10 protein-coding genes are annotated in these 16,928 nt (G+C 65.0%); 9 read left to right on the top strand and 1 reads right to left on the bottom strand.

What is annotated here, in order from left to right:
• Positions 1–27: 27 nt before the first annotated feature.
• Entirely contained in the window at positions 28–2,172 is a 2,145-nt protein-coding gene (locus tag OX460_RS14875) for a TonB-dependent receptor (protein WP_289899121.1), read from the bottom strand.
• Positions 2,173–2,337: 165 nt separating this feature from the next.
• On the opposite strand from OX460_RS14875, the gene OX460_RS14870 reads away from it, so the two are divergent.
• The 9 genes from OX460_RS14870 (at position 2,338) to OX460_RS14830 (ending at position 16,798) form a co-directional block, all read left to right on the top strand.
• Entirely contained in the window at positions 2,338–3,690 is a 1,353-nt protein-coding gene (locus OX460_RS14870; protein ID WP_289899120.1) for an ATP-binding protein, read from the top strand.
• Positions 3,691–3,752: 62 nt separating this feature from the next.
• Entirely contained in the window at positions 3,753–5,036 is a 1,284-nt protein-coding gene (locus OX460_RS14865) for a crosslink repair DNA glycosylase YcaQ family protein (protein WP_289899119.1), read from the top strand.
• Positions 5,033–6,025 carry a DUF2804 domain-containing protein gene (locus OX460_RS14860; protein ID WP_099664716.1) on the top strand — a complete coding sequence of 331 codons (993 nt, stop codon included), beginning with the start codon at positions 5,033–5,035 and terminating at the stop codon, positions 6,023–6,025. The genes OX460_RS14865 and OX460_RS14860 overlap by 4 nt, the downstream gene beginning before the upstream one ends.
• 118 nt (positions 6,026–6,143) lie before the next feature.
• Positions 6,144–8,810: a bifunctional acetate--CoA ligase family protein/GNAT family N-acetyltransferase gene (locus tag OX460_RS14855; RefSeq protein WP_289899118.1), complete on the top strand. Its 2,667-nt coding sequence runs from the start codon at positions 6,144–6,146 to the stop codon at positions 8,808–8,810.
• A gap of 116 nt (positions 8,811–8,926) precedes the next feature.
• Positions 8,927–9,580 (top strand): hypothetical protein, encoded by a 654-nt coding sequence (locus tag OX460_RS14850; RefSeq protein ID WP_289899117.1) that lies wholly within the window; start codon positions 8,927–8,929, stop codon positions 9,578–9,580.
• Positions 9,581–9,751: 171 nt separating this feature from the next.
• Positions 9,752–12,364, top strand: a complete 2,613-nt coding sequence (locus OX460_RS14845; RefSeq protein ID WP_289899116.1) for a DUF349 domain-containing protein — start codon at positions 9,752–9,754, stop codon at positions 12,362–12,364.
• The gene (moaE, locus tag OX460_RS14840; RefSeq protein ID WP_289899115.1) at positions 12,361–12,834 is read left to right on the top strand and encodes a molybdopterin synthase catalytic subunit MoaE; all 474 of its coding nucleotides are present in this window, start codon (positions 12,361–12,363) and stop codon (positions 12,832–12,834) included. The genes OX460_RS14845 and moaE overlap by 4 nt, the downstream gene beginning before the upstream one ends.
• A 121-nt stretch (positions 12,835–12,955) precedes the next feature.
• Positions 12,956–15,562, top strand: coding sequence for an ATP-dependent chaperone ClpB (gene clpB / locus OX460_RS14835; RefSeq protein ID WP_099664713.1), 2,607 nt, complete (start codon positions 12,956–12,958; stop codon positions 15,560–15,562).
• A 114-nt stretch (positions 15,563–15,676) separates the two neighbouring features.
• Positions 15,677–16,798: a polyamine ABC transporter substrate-binding protein gene (locus OX460_RS14830; RefSeq protein ID WP_077402136.1), complete on the top strand. Its 1,122-nt coding sequence runs from the start codon at positions 15,677–15,679 to the stop codon at positions 16,796–16,798.
• Positions 16,799–16,928: the final 130 nt, after the last annotated feature.

The following is a 16,928-nucleotide window of genomic DNA, read 5'->3' as shown; positions in this document are numbered from 1 at the left end:
CATCGATGATGCGGATGGATTAGCGCATCAGAAATCGACGGTGGCCGACAGCCACAGACGGCGGCCGTCCAGGCTGTTGACATAGCGGTTGGCGTAGGTCAGCGTCGGTGCGCGGTAAGGCTGGTAGTCGACGAAGTCCTTGTTGAGCAGGTTGTACACGGCCGCGTTCAGGGTGACGCGCTTGTTCAGCTGGTAGCTGCTGCCCAGGTGCAACATGGTGTAGCCCTTGTAGTCGCCCAGCGCGGCCTTGGCGGCGCGCGTGGAAGCCGAGGTGCCCGGATCGCGGAAGCGTTCGCTGCGGTACTCGGCGCGCAGCCAGCCGTTCCATTCGCGCGAGATATCCCAGCTCAGGCGCGCGTTGACGGCGTGCTTGGGCGTGTCGCTCAGGGGCTTGCCCGCGTTGCTGCCACTCTTCTGTTCGCTTTCCGTGTACGTGTAGTTGGCGCTGGCCGACAAGGTCTTGCCCAGCGGGAAGCGCGTATTCAGCTCGACGCCGCGCGTGACGGCCTCATCCACGTTGACCGACTGGCCAAACGCATCGACGTTGGGCCAGTTGCCGAAGCTGACGCAGCCGGGACGGTTTGGCGACGGACGGTAATCGCAGTTGACGAGGCCCGTGCCCGTCGTGATCTTGTCCTTGAATTGATTGTTGAACAGGGAGCCGCTGGCGGTCCAGCCCGCCAGGTTGTCGAAATACGCGCCGATTTCCGTCGTCGTGCTCGTTTCCGGCTTCAGGTTCGGGCTGCCGACGAGGGGGATCGTGCCCTGGCCGCCGAAACCGTTGATTCCTGGGGACAATTGTTCCACGCGCGGCGTCTTGTAGCCCTTGCTGACGCCGCCCTTGACGGTCCAGCTTGGCGTCGCGTTCCACACGGCATACGCACGGGGGCTGGTCTGGCCGCCGAAGATGCTGTGATCGTCATAGCGGGCGCCGAAGGTCAGCGCGACATTCTCCAGCACCTGCCATTCGTCTTCCACGAACAGGGCTTTTTGCGTGAATTCGAATTTCTTTGGCGCCACGCCATCCGTCATTTCCGCTTTCCACCATTGCGCGCCGACGGTGGCCATGTGTTTGCCCAACGGCATGACCAATTTGGTGTCGAACACCTGGCTTTCCACTTCCAGGGTGCGCGCGCTGCCGGCGACGGCGCCGGGCGTGCCTGGCGGAATCGTGCGGCCCAGGGTTTCCGTCTTGTTCACCATGTAGCTGCTGTCCAGGGTGCCGAAGCCGAAGCGGCCCGTGTGCGACAGCGTCCACTGGTCGCGGTTGTATTTCTGCTCGGGACCGTAGCCGCCCTGCAAGCCCAAGGTGCCCAGTTGCTTCTTCGAATTGTCGTAGGTCTGGCGGCCCGCATCCGCGTCGAGGATGACGGTATGGAAACGGTTGGGTGTGAACGCCAGGCGCGCGCCAAAGTTCTCGATGTCCGCGCGCACGGGATTGGCGCCCATGTTCGGCACATTTTCCGCACCGGCCGCGTCGTTGTAGCGGATGTTGGCTGCATCGCGGCGCTGCTTGCTGCCGCGCAGGGATAGGCCCAGCAGGTCGGTGGCAATGGGGCCGCTCAGGTAGAAGCGGCCGCTTTTCACGTCGCCGAAATCGGACTCTTCCTGCAAGGTGTAGTCGGCCGAGATGGAACCCATCCACTGCTTGCCCACCTTGCGCGTGATGATGTTGATCACGCCGCCCATGGCGTCCGAGCCGTACAGGGTCGACATGGGGCCGCGGATGATCTCGATGCGCTCGATGGCGGCCAGCGGCGGCATGAAGCTCGTCTGCGTGCCGCCGAAGCCGTTTGGCGTGACATTGCCGGCCGCGTTCTGGCGGCGTCCGTCGATCAGTACCAGGGTGTAGTCGCTGGGCATGCCGCGGATGCTGATGTTCATGCCGCCCGTCTTGTCGCCCGCCGCGCCCACGTCGATGCCTTCCACGCTTTCCAGCGCCTGCGTCAGGTTGCCGAAGCGTTCCTTCGACAGTTCTTCACGCGTCAGCACGGTGATCGAGGCGGGCGCCTGCTTGATATCCTGCTCGAAACCGGAGGCGGAAACCACCACTTCCGGCATGCTGGCCGGCGTGCCCGTCTGGGCGTGGGCCGGCAGGCAGGACAGGGCGGCCAAGGCCAGGGCCAGGGTGGTGGGACGCGGCAGGCGCGCGCGGCGGGGGTTGTTGGACATGCAAACTCCTGAGGGTGAATGAATTATTGGTCTGTATTGTTTAGGTAATGGGAATCATGAAAGCAATAAGAATCATTTACAATTGCAGGCATGGCTTCCCAAAAAATATTTCGCTCCGGATCTTGCGCAGAAGTTCTTAAGAGATTCTTAACGGCTGGCGGCGGCGTGAAAAGCTGGTCGCTGCGGCGCACCCTGCTGGCCGTGCTGCTGGGCCTGACCCTGGCCCTGTGGGTGGGCAGCGCCGCCATCGTCTACGTGGAAGCGCGCCGCGAAAGCCAGGAATTGTTCGACCAGTCGCTGATCGAGACGGGCCATTTGCTGCTGTCGCTGGTGGAAAAGGATGCGCGCGAGCATGGCTTGACGGAGCCCATCGACCTGCCGCTGCGCGGCCATCCGAATCCCCACCAGTATTTGCTGTTCAAGGTGCGCGACGCGCAGCAGCGCGTCCTGTACCGCAACGACGCGGCGTCCGACATCGCCCTGTCGCGCAGCGCGCCGGACGGCCTGTCGTGGACCAGCATCGGCGGCCAGCGCTGGCGTCTGTTTTCGCTGTGGGATCCGCAGCGCAGCCTGCAGCTGCTGGTGGCCGAACCGACCAGCCACCGCGACGACATCAGCCGCGGCTTCTTTTACCGCATCGCGCTGTTCGGCCTGCTACTCGTGGCGCTGGCCACCATCGCCATCTGGTGGAGCATCCACCGCGTGTTTCGCGTGCTGCAGGCGTCCGCCGACGAAGTGTCGGCGCGCACGCCCGACGAACTGACGGACGTGCATGTGCACGGCGCGCCCTCGGAGCTGCATCCGCTGCTGCTGGAAATCAACCGCCTGTTCGGCAGGGTGAGGCACAGCCGCGACAACGAACAGCGCTTCACGGCCGATGCGGCGCACGAGCTGCGTACGCCGCTGGCCGCCATCAAGACCAATCTGCAAGTGCTGCAGCGGGCCCGCAGCGCGGACGAACGCGAGGAATTCATCGCTGCCCTGGGCGCCAGCGTGGAGCGCGCCACGCGCCTCGTCAACCAGTTGCTGGCGCTGGCGCAGCTCGATCCGCAGTCGCAGGCAGAGACGGCGCTGGCGCCGGGCGACCTGGCGCAGCTGCTGGCAGCGCAGGGGACGCAGTGGCAGGCGCTGGCCGCGCCGTACCAGTTGTCGCTGGCGGTCAACGTGGCGCCGGCGCCTTGCGCCCTGCATGCGGACAGCCTGCAGGTATTGCTGCGTAACCTGGTCGACAATGCGCTGCGCTATACCCCGGCGCCGGGCGCCATCGAGATCCGCTGCGGCGTGGAGGCGGGGCGCAGCTACCTGCGCGTGGCCGATACGGGGCCGGGCATCGCCGAGCAATGGCACGCGCGCGTGTTCGAGCGTTTTGTGCGCCTGGGCGGCAGCCAGGTTCCCGGCAGCGGGCTGGGCCTGTCCATCGTGCGTCGCATCGCCGAGCGCCATGGCGCGCAGATCATCCTCGGCGCCGGACTGCAGGGCCGGGGGCTGGCGGTGACGGTCGTGTTTCCCGCAACGTAGCGGGCGCGATCCGATAGCGATAAAACGCACAAGGCGTGTGCAGAATGCGGTATCTTTCTGTTATGCACAGCCCACACCAGCCCATTCTTTTCGATCCCCCCGCTTTATCGCTGGCCGCCGCGCGCGCGCTGCACCTGGCCGCGCAAGGCTTGCTGCAGGCGCGGCGCAAGAAAGCCGTGAAGGCGGACGTGCTGGCCGCCGTGCGGCAGATGGGCGTGCTGCAGATCGACACCATCCACGTGGTGGCGCGCAGCCCCTACCTGGTGCTGTGGAGCCGTCTGGGCGACTATCCGCAGCCGTGGCTGGAGCAGCTGCTGGCCGAGGGCGCGCTGTTCGAGTACTGGGCGCACGAGGCTTGCTTCGTGCCCATCGAAGACTATGGCCTGTACCGCCACCGCATGCTGGATCCGGCCGCCATGGGCTGGAAATACTCCGTCAAATGGATGGCCGAGCAGGGCGAGGCCGTCGCTTCGGTGCTGGAACATATCCGCGCCAACGGCGCCGCGCGTTCGGCCGACTTCGAGCGCACGGATGGCCAGGCGGGCGGCTGGTGGAGCTGGAAGCCGGAAAAGCGCTCGCTCGAAGTGCTGTTTACGTCGGGCGTGCTGATGATCGCCAAACGCCACAATTTCCAGCGCTATTACGACCTGGCCGAACGGGTGCTGCCGGGCTGGCACGACGGCTTGCTGCCGTCCGAGGAGCAGGTGCGCCGCCGTTTGCTGCTGGCCAGCGTGAAGGCGCTGGGGCTGGCGCGGGCCAGCTGGATCAGCGACTACTTCCGCACGAAGCAATCGCGTGCCAGCCTGGCGAGCGATCTGCAGGCGCTGGTGGACGAGGGCGCGCTGCTGCGCTGCACGGTCGATGGCTGGAGTGATGCCGTGTACGTGCATGCCGAGCATGGGGACTTGTTGCGCGACGCGGCGGCCGGCAAGCTGGCGCCCACCCTGACGACGATACTCTCGCCGTTCGATCCCGTCGTCTGGGACCGGCGCCGCGCCCTGGAATTGTTCGGCTTCGACTACCGGCTCGAATGCTACACGCCGGCCGAAAAGCGCCGCTATGGCTATTTCACCTTGCCGATCTTGCGCCGCGGCGCGCTGGTGGGGCGCCTGGACGCCAAGGCGCACCGCGCGCAGGGGCGCTTCGAGATCAAGTCGCTGGCGCTGGAAGACGGCGTGCGCCTCAGTACCCGCCTGGCGCAGGACGTGGTCGGCGCCGTGCAGCGCCTGGCGCTCTGGCATGCCTGCCCGGATATTGATATTGCGCAGACGCAGCCGGCAGCCTTCGGCGCGCTGCTGGCCCAGGCCCTGCTCGACGGCGGCGCTGTCGCAAGGCGGGCCGCATGATGCTGCCGCCGGCTCCTCCCCAGCTGCTCGACGCCGATGGCGTCCCCTGCTTTGGCCGCTACACGGGCCAATTGAACGCCTTTGACTGGGCCGCTCTGGCGCCACCCCACGCGCGCGGCGCCCTCTGGCGCCTGTTCCACCACAAGCGCTGGCATTATGTGGCCCTGTCCACGCCCACGCTGTTCTGCGGCGTGGCCATCGTCGACCTGGGCTGGACCAGCACGGCCTTCGCCTATGCCTTCGACCGCCACAAAGGCAAGATCGTGGCCAGTTTTTCGCAGGATGGCGTGCCGGGCTTGAGCGCCACGGTGGCGCCGCATGCGGGCGCCAGCAGCCGTTTCCGCTTCCTCTCGCAAGTGATCTCCATCGAGGCCCAGCCCCAGCAGCGCTACCGTTTGCGGCTCGATTGCGGCCATTTCGGCATCGACGCGGAATTCGGCCCGCCCGTGGCGCCCACCTTGCTGGCCGTGGGGCCCGTGGGTGAGGGCGGCAGCGTGCATGCGACGCAAAAGTCGGGCGGCTTGCCCTTGTGGGGCAGCGTGCGTTGCGGCGCCATGGGCTACAGCTTGGACGACGGCGTGGCCAGCTTCGATTATTCGAATGGCTTGCTGGCGCGCGAAACGGAATGGCGCTGGGCCTCGGCGCACAGCCTGGACCTGGGTTTCAACCTGCAGGCCGGCTATTTCGGCGCGCATGAAAACGCGCTGTGGCTCGATGGCCAGCTGTATCCGCTGGGCCGCGCGCATTTCGACTTCAATCCCGACAACCCGCTGGCGCCGTGGCATGTGTGGACGGACGACGATTTGCTGGACCTGCACTTCAAGCCGGAAGGCGCGCGCCGCGAGGATAAGAATCTGTGGATCGCCGCCAGCCGCTACATCCAGCCCATCGGCACCTTCAGCGGCTGGGTGCGCACCAGCGCGGACTCTCCCAAGCGCATCGTGGCGCAGCTGGCCGGGGTGACGGAAAGCCACCGCTCGCGCTGGTAGGGGCGCGCGGATTTTTCGTGAAATGCAGCGCAAGGTCAAATTTTTTTGGCAACGCATCCCTTACACTGGCGCGTAGTCGCTCCGGCAATCCCGCTCCGGCAATCCATGAGGCCAGAACATGAGTATCCGTAATCTCGACAAGCTGTTCAAGCCGGCCTCGGTGGCCCTGATCGGCGCCACGGCGCGCGAACGCAAGCTGGGCGCCATCGCCCTGTACAACCTGCTCGGTGGCGGCTACCAGGGAGACATTTGGCCCGTCAATCCCAAGTACGACGAGCTGATGGGCCTGAAATGCTACCGCAAGCTGGCGCAGCTGCCGAAAGCGCCAGACCTGGCCATCATCTGCACGCCGCCCGCCACCATCACGGCCCTGATCCGCGAACTGGGTGCGCTGGGCACGCGCGCGGCCATCGTCATGACGTCCGGCCTCGACCCCGTGCGCGAGCAGTCGCTGCGCCTGGCCATGCTGAAGGCGGCCAAGCCGCACCTGCTGCGCATCCTCGGCCCCAACAGCATGGGCTTGCTGGTGCCGAAACTGGGCTTGAACGCCAGCTTCGCCCACGTGGGCGCGACGAGCGGCAAGATCGCCTTCGTGTCGCAGTCGGGCGCGCTGGTGTCGGGCGTGCTCGACTGGGCCAACGCGCATGGCGTGGGCTTTTCCAAGTTCATTTCGCTGGGCGCCAGCTACGATATCGATTTCGGCGACTTGCTCGACTACCTGGCCGGCGACGTCGACACGGCCGCCATCCTGCTGTACATGGAAGACATCCAGGCGGCGCGCAAATTCATGTCGGCGGCGCGGGCGGCCGCGCGCAGCAAGCCCGTCATCGTCTTGAAAGCGGGGCGCGAGGCGGAAGGCGCGGCCATGGCGGCCTGGCACACGGGCGCGCTGGCCGGTTCCGACGCCGTGTACGACGCGGCCATCCGCCGCGCCGGCATGCTGCGCGTGTATTCGGCTGAGGAATTGTTCGACGCCGTGGAAACCCTCACGCATATCCGTTCGCAGCGCGGCGAGCGCCTGGCGATCCTGTGCAATGGCGGCGGCCTGGGCGTGATGGCCACCGATGCGCTGGTGAGCAGCGGCGGCAAGCTGGCCGAACTCTCACCCGATACCGTCATCGCGCTGGAAAAAGCCTTGCCACGGGGCTGGTCGCACGACAACCCCGTGGGCTTGCCCGGCGACGCGGCCGTGCAGCGCTATGCCGACGCCATCAAGCCGCTGCTCGACGAGCCGCAGGCGGACGCCTTGCTGCTGCTGCACGCGCCCACGGCCATGGTCTCGTCGATCGACATCGCCGAAGCCGTCACGCCGCTGATCAAGGCCACCTCGCGCACGGTGCTGTCGTGCCTGCTGGGCGGCACCACCGTGGCGCCCGCGCGCCAGGTCTTCAACCGGGCCGGCATTCCCACCTACGACACGCCGGAAAAGGCCGTACATGGCTTCATGCAGATCGTGCAGTACCGGCGCAACCAGGAAACCCTGATGCAGGTGCCGGCGCAGCTGCCCATGTCGGCCACGCCGCGCCGCGCCAGGGTGCGCGAAATCGTCGCCGCCGCGCTGGCGGCCGGCCAGACGGTGCTCGGTGAATGCCGCTCGAAGGAAATCCTGGCCGCCTACGGCATTCCCGTCGCCACCACGCGCATGGCGGCCGACGTGGAAGAGGCGCTGGCCGTGGCGGCCGACATCGGCTATCCCGTCGCGTTGAAAATCCACTCGCCCGACATCGCCCACAAATCCGACGTGGGCGGCGTGGCGCTCGACCTCGATACGCCCGACATCCTGCGCACGGCCGCCGCCGCCATGCTCAAGCGCGTGCGCCGCATGCGTCCCGACGCGCTGATCGACGGTTTTACCGTGCAGCAGATGGCGCGCCGGCCGCAGTCGCATGAATTGATCGTCGGCGTGACGACGGACGCCGCCTTCGGCCCCGTGATATTGGTAGGGCAGGGCGGCATCGCCGTGGAAGTGACGGCCGATCACGCCATCGGCCTGCCGCCGCTGAACATGGTGCTGGCGCGCGACATGCTGGCGCGCACGCGCGTGTCGAAGCTGCTGGCCGGCTACCGCAACCAGCCGCCGGCCGACATCGACGCCATCTGCTACACCCTGATCCAGGTGGCCGAACTGGTGGCCGACATCGGCGAGCTGGCCGAACTTGACATCAATCCCCTGGTGGCCGATGCGGATGGCGTGATCGCCCTCGACGCGCGCATCCGCCTGCAGCCGGGCCAGAAGCGCGACCGCCTGGCCATCCGCCCGTATCCGCAGGAGCTGGAAGAGCAGGTGACGTGGATGGACCAGTCCATCCTGCTGCGCCCCATCCGCCCCGAGGACGCGCCGCAGCACATGGACCTGTTCCACGCGCTGGACCCGGACGACGTGCGCCTGCGCTTCTTCACGTCCATGCGCGAGCTGCCCGTGTCGCAGCTGGCGCGCCTGACGCAGATCGATTACGACCGCGCCATGGCCTTCATCGCCACGCACACGGGCCCGGACGGCAAGCCGGAAACCCTGGGCGTGGTGCGCGCCGTGGCCGATCCGGACAATATCCACGCCGATTTCGCCATCGCCGTGCGCTCGGCCCTGAAAGGCAAGGGACTGGGACACATCCTGTTCGAGAAGCTGGTCGACTATTTCCGCAGCCGGGGCACGGAAGCGCTGGTGGGCGAGGCGATGGCGCGCAACAAGGGCATGCAGCGGCTGGTGAAAAGCTTTGGCGGCGAAGTCACGCCGTCGGAAGAGCCGGGCGTCGTCAACCTGCATATCGGCCTGCGCGCGCCGTAAAAGAAAGCGCGGCTGGCCAGCCGCGGGTTTGTGCAGGATCAAACCGGCCCCTGTCGGTAGTCTTTACACTTTCACTTCCAGGATGACATATCCGGCGCATTTTCGGGAGTGAGTGCATGCTTACTGCAACATATATATTGGTTTCCCTGTCGGTGGAGCAGGCCAGCATCCGCATGAGCTTGTTGGCTTTTCAGAAATACATGCAGGTGCAACTGCGCCAGCAAAGCAGGCTCAGTTTGGCGCAACTGCAGTACACGGGCGACTGGCTGAACCGGCTGTACCAGGGGAGCTATTGGCGCAAGGTGGAGATGTACCTGATTCCCGCCATCCGCCAGGCCGCGCCCCATGTGGACGGCTTGCTGGACGAGTTGAACGGCTTGAACCACGCGGCGCTGGAAAGCATCAATGTCGTGCAGCAGCGCGCGGGTGCCGCCATCGACCATTCCGAATTACAAGCCGAGCAGCTGTGCGCCGCCATCGACGCCTTTTGCGCGGCCTTGCTGCAGCGCCTGGAAAAGGAAGAGCGCGAGCTGTTCGCGCTGGCGCGCAAGGTCATCGTCGGCGAAGCGTGGTTTGCCATCGCCTACCAGTTCCTCGCCCACGATGCGCGTGCGCAGGAAGCGCGCCGTGGCAAGGCGCAAGTGCTGCCCTTTGTTTTGCCAGCGCCTTTGCCGGCGCCCTTGCCTGCAGCCGGCGGCGCTGAAACGCTGGCGGATGGCGCCGCGTCCGCGCCGCCCGCGCCGGCACAGCCGCTGCGTGCGCAGGCTTGAACGGGTAGCGAGCGCACACCCCGCCAGGCGGTGTCTGCCGGAGGCGTTTTCGCGAGGGCGGCCGGCGCACCGTCATAGGGCGAAAATCCAGGGGAAAGATTGGGAAAAGATTCGCTTTATTCATTTGATAACTTGTTCAGTCCTGTCCGATGCAATACCCCGGGCTTTGTTATGATGGTGGTTTTGATCCACGCGAAACCCGTCATGTTCGAATTTCTCTTCAAGCGTTCTGCCAGCAAGACTGCCGTCCCCGACCCTGTCGTGGCAGAACAGGCCGCCGCCTCGGCGCAGAGCGCATCGCGCCGCGCCGAACAGGTGGCGCGTGCCCATGCCGTGGCTGGCGACGAGGCTGCCGCCTTTGAATTCATCGTGTCCAGCGAATTTGCCGATGCCCGTCTGATCGCGGCCGAACACGTCCACGCCTTGCCCCTGCTGGAAAAAGTCCACCACGCCATGCGCAACACGGACCGCCGCGTGGCCAAGCTGATGCAGGGCCGTATCGACCTGATCCGTCATCAGGCTGCCGAGACGCAACGCGCCCAGGCCAGCATCGACACGGCCCAGCGCCTGTTGAATGATGAAAAGCTCAGCCCCAACCAGGTAGCCGAACTGGACCGCCAATGGCAAGTCATCAAGGCCACGCCGGAGCTGGCGACCGCCTTTGCCGCCGCGCGCGCCGCCCTGGCCGCCCGCCTGGAAGCGCAAGTGGTGCTGCAGCGCGCCGTGATCGACGCCGTCGCCGCTGCGCGCGCGCTGGCCAGCAATGGCCAGTCCGCCGGCGAGCTGGCGCAGGCGCTGGCCCGCCTGGACGGGGAACATGCGCAGCATGCGCAATCGCCCGAGCGCGGCTCCTTGCCGAAACACCTGGAAAGCGATTTCATCCAGGCGCGCGAGCAGGCGCAGTCCGCCTTGCAAGCCCTGCAGCAACACCAGGCTGTGTTCGACGCGCGCCAGGCCGCGCTGGCCGAATGGCAGGCGCAGGACGCCGCCACGCTCGACGTGGATACCCTGAAGCGCGCATGGCAAGCCCTGCCGCGCCTGCCCGAGTCGCCCTTGTCCGACAGCTTGCAGCAGCAATTTGCGGCCGTGCTGGCCAGCGCGCCGGCGCCCGTGCAGGCGGCAACGCCAGAGGCCGCACCAGCCCATGCGGACCCGGCGCCGCGCAAGCCGCGCGTGGAACACGCACCCGTGTCGAAAGAAGCGACGGAACAGTTCTTCAAGGTGCTCGACGCCATGGAGGCGGCCCTGCAGGATGGCTTGCTGCACGTGGCTTCCGAGCATGACAAGACCTTGCGCGATAGCAAGCACGGCCGTTTGACGCCTGCGCAAGCGGACCGCCTGGCCCATGTGCGCGGAGAATTCAAGCGCCTGGCCGACTGGGCGCGCTGGGGCGGCAACGTGTCGCGCGAGGAATTGGTCAAGGCGGGCGAGGAATTGCCGGCACAGGAACTTCCAATGGCCGAGCTGGCCAAGAAAGTGGGCAGCCTGCGCGAGCGCTGGAAGTCGCTCGATACCTTGTCCGGCCCGGCGCCGAAATCCCTGTGGGAACGTTTCGACGCCGCCTGCAGCCTCGCGTATGCGCCGGCGGCCCAGCATTTCAAGCAATTGGCCGAAGAGCGCCACGGCAATGCGGCCAAGGCCCAGGAATTGATCGCGGAAACGGCGGCCCTGGCGGCCGAAGAAAGTACCGACTGGAAACAAGTCGCCTCCGCTTCGCAGCGCCTGCGCCAGGCCTGGACGCGCCTGGGCACCATCGACCGCAAGGAAAAGAAACGCCTGGATACGGAATTCGGCGCCGCGCTGGACGCCCTGTCGAAGCCGCTGGACACGCAGCGCCAGATCGAGACGGCGCGGCGCGAGCAATTGATCGTCGAAGTGGGCTTGCTCAAGCCATCGGAGCGCAACACGGTCGACATGCTGAAAGCCTTGCAGGATAAATGGCAGGAACTGGCGAAAGCCCTGCCGCTGGAACGCCGCGCGGAACAGGCGCTGTGGCAGCGCTTCCGCGCCGCCTGCGACGATATCTTCGCCAAGCGCAAGGAAACGGCCCACGCGGCCGACCACGAGCGCCGCGAACACCTGCATGTGCGCGAAGCGCTGTGCGCCGCGCTGGAAACGGCCGTCGTGCCCGAAGGCGACGACAAGTCCCGCACGGCCTTCATCCATCACTTGCTGCGCGACACGCGCGCCGCCTGGAACGCCACGGGCCCCGTGCCGCGCGCCAGCGAAGCGAAGATCGAGCAGCGCTACCACGCGGCCGTCGCCGGCGTGCAGGCGCAAGCGGACGCCATCGCCGAACGGGCCGGCGCGGCCCAGGCCAACGCCTTGCGCGACAAGCTGCGCCTGGTGCAATCGCTGGAAGCGTCGCTGGCCGAGGGCGGCGCCGATGCCGACGCTCCAGCGTGGAGCGAGCGCTGGAGCGCCTTGCCGCCGCTCGACACGCAATACGAACGCAGCCTGCTGCAGCGCTTTGCTGCCGCCCAGGCCGCGCTGGGCGAGGGCGCTGCCGCCTACGTGCAGCAATTGCAGGCCAACGAGGCCCGCTTGCTCGAAGAGGTCTTGCGCCTGGAAATCGTCGCCGGTGTCGACAGCGGCGCCGAATTTGCCCGCGACCGCCTGAAAATGCAGGTGGAAGTGCTGCAATCGTCGCTGAAATCGGGCCAGAAGCCGCTCACGCAAGTGTCGCAGCTGATGCAGCTGTGCGCGATTGCCGCCGCTACCGATACGCGCACGGCCAGCCGCATCGAAACCTTGCTGCGCCGTATCGGAGGGCATGCCAAATGAGTACCAGCGTCCGCGTCCAGCAAGCTGATTTTGACTTGAGTCAAGAAATCGCACAATTGCGTGCAGGCAACCCCAAGGTGGGCGCCGTCGTCGGCTTTGTCGGCACGGTGCGCGACATGAACGAGGGGCTGGACGTGGCCGCCATGGAGCTCGAGCATTATCCGGGCATGACGGAAAAGTCCATCGAAGCGATCGTCGAGCAGGCGCGCGCGCGCTGGCCCCTGTCGGGCGCGCTGGTGATCCACCGCGTGGGCCCGCTGTTGCCGCAGGAGCAGATCGTGCTGGTGGCGGTCTCGTCCGCCCACCGGGGCGAGGCGTTCGCCGCTTGCGAGTTCATCATCGACTACCTGAAGACGGAAGCGCCGTTCTGGAAGAAGGAAGATACGCCGGAAGGCGCGCGCTGGGTCGATGCGCGCGACAGCGACGAGACGGCGCTGGACAAGTGGACGACAAAAGCAAGCACCATTTGAATCGTATCTGCCGCGCACGCTAGCATTTGCCCAAATGCAGCGGTTTTCTGCTTTGTGTATGCTTGAAAAGTACTGCCTCACCCCAATTTGGTTAACAACTAATTAACCGGGAGCGCTTTTCATGCGACAAGACAAACTCACTACCAAATTACAGGAAGCCCTGGCCGATGCGCAAAGCTTGGCCGTGGGCAACGACAATCCCTATATCGAACCAGTCCACCTGCTGACGGCCCTGTTGAACCAGGACGACGGCGGCGCCCGTTCGCTCTTGCAGCGGGCCGGCGTCAACGTGGGCGGCCTGTCCAAGGCCCTGGGCGCGTCCATCGAACGCTTGCCGAAGGTGTCGGGCACGGGCGGCGACGTGCAGGTCAGCCGCGAATTCGTGGCCCTCTTGAACCTGGCCGACAAGGAATCGCAAAAGGCTGGCGACCAGTTCGTGTCCAGCGAAATGGTCTTGCTGGCGATGACGGACGACAAATCCGACTGCGGCAAGCTGGCGCGCGAAAACGGCCTGACCCGCAAGGCCCTGGAAGCGGCCATCGAGGCTGTGCGCGGCGGCAACAAGGTCGATTCGCAAGAAGCCGAAGGCCAGCGCGAAGCCTTGAAAAAATACACGCTGGACCTGACGGAGCGGGCGCGCAAGGGCAAGCTCGACCCTGTGATCGGCCGCGACGATGAAATCCGCCGCACCATCCAGATCCTGCAGCGCCGCAGCAAGAACAACCCCGTGCTGATCGGCGAACCGGGCGTGGGCAAGACGGCCATCGTCGAAGGCCTGGCGCAGCGCATCGTCAACGGCGAAGTGCCGGAATCGCTGAAAGGCAAGCGCGTACTGTCGCTGGACATGGCCGCCTTGCTGGCTGGCGCGAAATTCCGCGGCGAATTCGAGGAGCGCCTGAAATCCGTGCTGAAGGAACTGGCCATGGATGAAGGGCAAACCATCGTCTTCATCGATGAAATGCACACCATGGTGGGCGCGGGCAAGGCCGAGGGCGCGATGGATGCCGGCAATATGCTGAAACCGGCGCTGGCGCGCGGCGAACTGCATTGCGTGGGCGCGACCACCCTCGACGAGTACCGCAAGTACATCGAGAAGGATGCCGCGCTGGAACGCCGCTTCCAGAAAGTGCTCGTCGACGAACCGACCGTGGAAGCGACGATCGCCATCCTGCGCGGCCTGCAGGATAAATATGCGCTGCACCACAAGGTGGAAATCACGGACGCGGCCATCATTGCCGCCGCCGAGCTGTCGCACCGCTACATCACGGACCGCTTTTTGCCCGACAAGGCGATCGACCTGATCGATGAAGCGGCGGCAAAGATCAAGATCGAGATCGATTCGAAGCCGGAAGTGATGGACAAGCTGGAACGGCGTTTGATCCAGCTCAAGATCGAGCGCGAAGCCGTCAAGAAGGAAAAGGACGAAGCGTCGTTGCGCCGCCTGGCCTTGATCGAGGAAGAGATCGTCAAGCTGCAGCGCGAATACAATGACTTCGAGGAAATCCTGAAGGCGGAAAAAGCCGTGGTGCAGGGCAGCACGCACATCAAGGAAGAGATCGAGCACGTCAAGCTGCAGATGGAGCAGGCCACGCGCGAGAGCAACTGGCAGAAAGTGTCGGAATTGCAATACGGCAAGCTGCCGCAGCTGGAAGCCCAGCTCAAGCAGGCTGACAGCGGCATCCCGAAACTCGACCCTGACCAGCCGAAACTGCTGCGCACGGAAGTGGGCGCCGAGGAAATCGCCGAAGTGGTGTCGCGCGCGACGGGCATACCCGTGTCGCGCATGATGCAGGGCGAGCGCGACAAGCTGCTGCATATCGAAGAGAAGCTGCACGAGCGCGTCGTGGGCCAGGATGAAGCGATCACGGCCGTGGCTGACGCCATCCGCCGCTCGCGCGCCGGCCTCTCCGACCCGAACCGTCCATATGGTTCCTTCATGTTCCTGGGACCGACGGGTGTCGGCAAGACCGAGCTGAGCAAGGCGCTGGCCACCTTCCTGTTCGATACGGAAGAATCGATGATCCGCATCGACATGAGCGAGTTCATGGAGAAGCATTCCGTGGCCCGTCTGATCGGCGCGCCGCCGGGCTACGTGGGCTACGACGAGGGCGGCTACCTGACGGAAGCCGTGCGCCGCAAGCCGTACAGCGTGATCCTGCTCGACGAAGTGGAAAAGGCGCATGCCGACGTCTTCAACGTGCTGCTGCAAGTGCTCGACGATGGACGCATGACGGATGGCCAGGGCCGCACGGTGGACTTCAAGAATACCGTCATCATCATGACCTCGAATCTGGGTTCGCATAAAATCCAGGCCATGGAAAGCGATGATCCCGGTGTCGTGAAGCTGGCCGTGATGGCCGAGGTGCGTTCGCACTTCCGTCCCGAGTTCGTCAACCGTATCGATGAAATCGTCGTGTTCCACGGCCTCGACGAGAAAAACATCGGCGCGATCGCGAAGATCCAGCTGAAGATCCTCGAAGAACGCCTGGCGCGCATGGACATGGCGCTGAGCTTGACGGACGCGGCCTTGCAGCAAATCGCCGAAGCGGGCTACGACCCGGTGTATGGCGCCCGTCCGCTGAAGCGGGCGATCCAGCAGCAGATCGAAAATCCGCTGTCGAAGCTGATTCTGGAAGGCAAGTTCGGCCCGAAAGACGAAATCCGCATCGACGCCCAGAACGGCAACCTCGTATTTACGGGGGCGCAAGTGGGGCTGGACAAGGTGTAATGTTGCTTGGGGTCTGACCCCGGCAGTGAAAGCAGGGCGGTATCAGGCTAGACCTGATGCCGCCCTTCTTGTTATGATCGGCACTATTTTCTGACTAATTCCGGAGGCGGTACGATGGCAAACACATGGCAAGCAGGGCGGCGCATTGGAGTGGGATTGGCCTTGGCGGCGGCCGTACTGGCCTTGCCTGGCCAAGCTCAGGCTCAGGAAGAAAAGGTCCTGAACATCTATAACTGGTCAGACTATATCGGCGACGATACGATCAAGAATTTTGAGAAGGAAACGGGCATCAAGGTACGCTACGACGTTTTCGACAATAACGAAATCCTCAATGCGAAACTGGTGGCGGGCAAGTCCGGCTACGACATCGTCGTGCCCACGGCCCAGTGGGCGCGCCTGCAGATCGATGCGGGCCTGTTGCGCAAGCTCGACAAGAGCAAGCTGACGAATTTGGGCAACCTGGACCAGAACCTGCAGGCCAAGCTGTCGAAGATCGACCCGAACAACGATTACCTGGTCGACTGGCTGTGGGGCTACACGACGGTGGGCATCAACGTCAACAAGGTCAAGGCCGCGCTGGGCGGCATGCCCATGCCTGACAACGCCTGGGACCTGATCTTCGACCCGAAATACGCGGCGAAGCTGAAATCGTGCGGCGTGTCCTTCCTCGACTCGCCGTCGGAAGTGCTGCCGGCCGCGTTGCAATACCTGGGCAAGCCCGCGTACTCGAAAGCGGCCGCCGATTACCAGGAAGCGGGCAAGGTGCTGCAGGCGATCCGTCCCTACGTGACCCTGTTCAGCTCATCCGGCTACATCAACGACATGGCCAACGGTTCCGTCTGCGTCGCGCTGGGCTGGTCGGGCGACATCAATATCGCGCGCCAGCGCGCCATCGACGCAAAAAACGGCAATGTGATCCAGGTGCTGGTGCCGAAGACGGCCGCCCTGATGTTCGACACCATGGCCATCCCCGCCGACGCGCCCCATCCGAGCAACGCGCACCTGTTCATCAACTATATTTTGCGCCCGCAAGTGCATGCCAGCCTGAGCAACAAGGTGTTTTACGCGAATCCGAATCCGGCCAGCATCAAATATGTGCGCAAGGACATCGGTGAAAACAAGGCCATCTTCCTGTCGGACGCCGACAAGCAGCGCATGGCCGCACCGGAAGCGACCACGGCCGATATCCGCCGCTTGATGACGCGTATCTATACGAAGTTCAAGACGGGAGTGTAAAGTACTAGCTCCCTACAAAACTGTAGCGAGCGGAAGGGAGTTGCAATCTGCGATGCTCACTGTGCTTTAGCACAGTGAGCATCGCAGATTGCAAATCGCGACGCGCAGTAAGTTTTGTGGGGAGATACAA

The sequence above is a fragment of the Janthinobacterium sp. SUN033 genome (assembly GCF_030397595.1).
In the GTDB taxonomy this organism is placed as follows: domain Bacteria; phylum Pseudomonadota; class Gammaproteobacteria; order Burkholderiales; family Burkholderiaceae_D; genus Janthinobacterium; species Janthinobacterium kumbetense.
The sequence above is the reverse complement of the archived record's forward strand: the minus strand, read 5'-3'. Positions and strand labels throughout refer to the sequence as shown.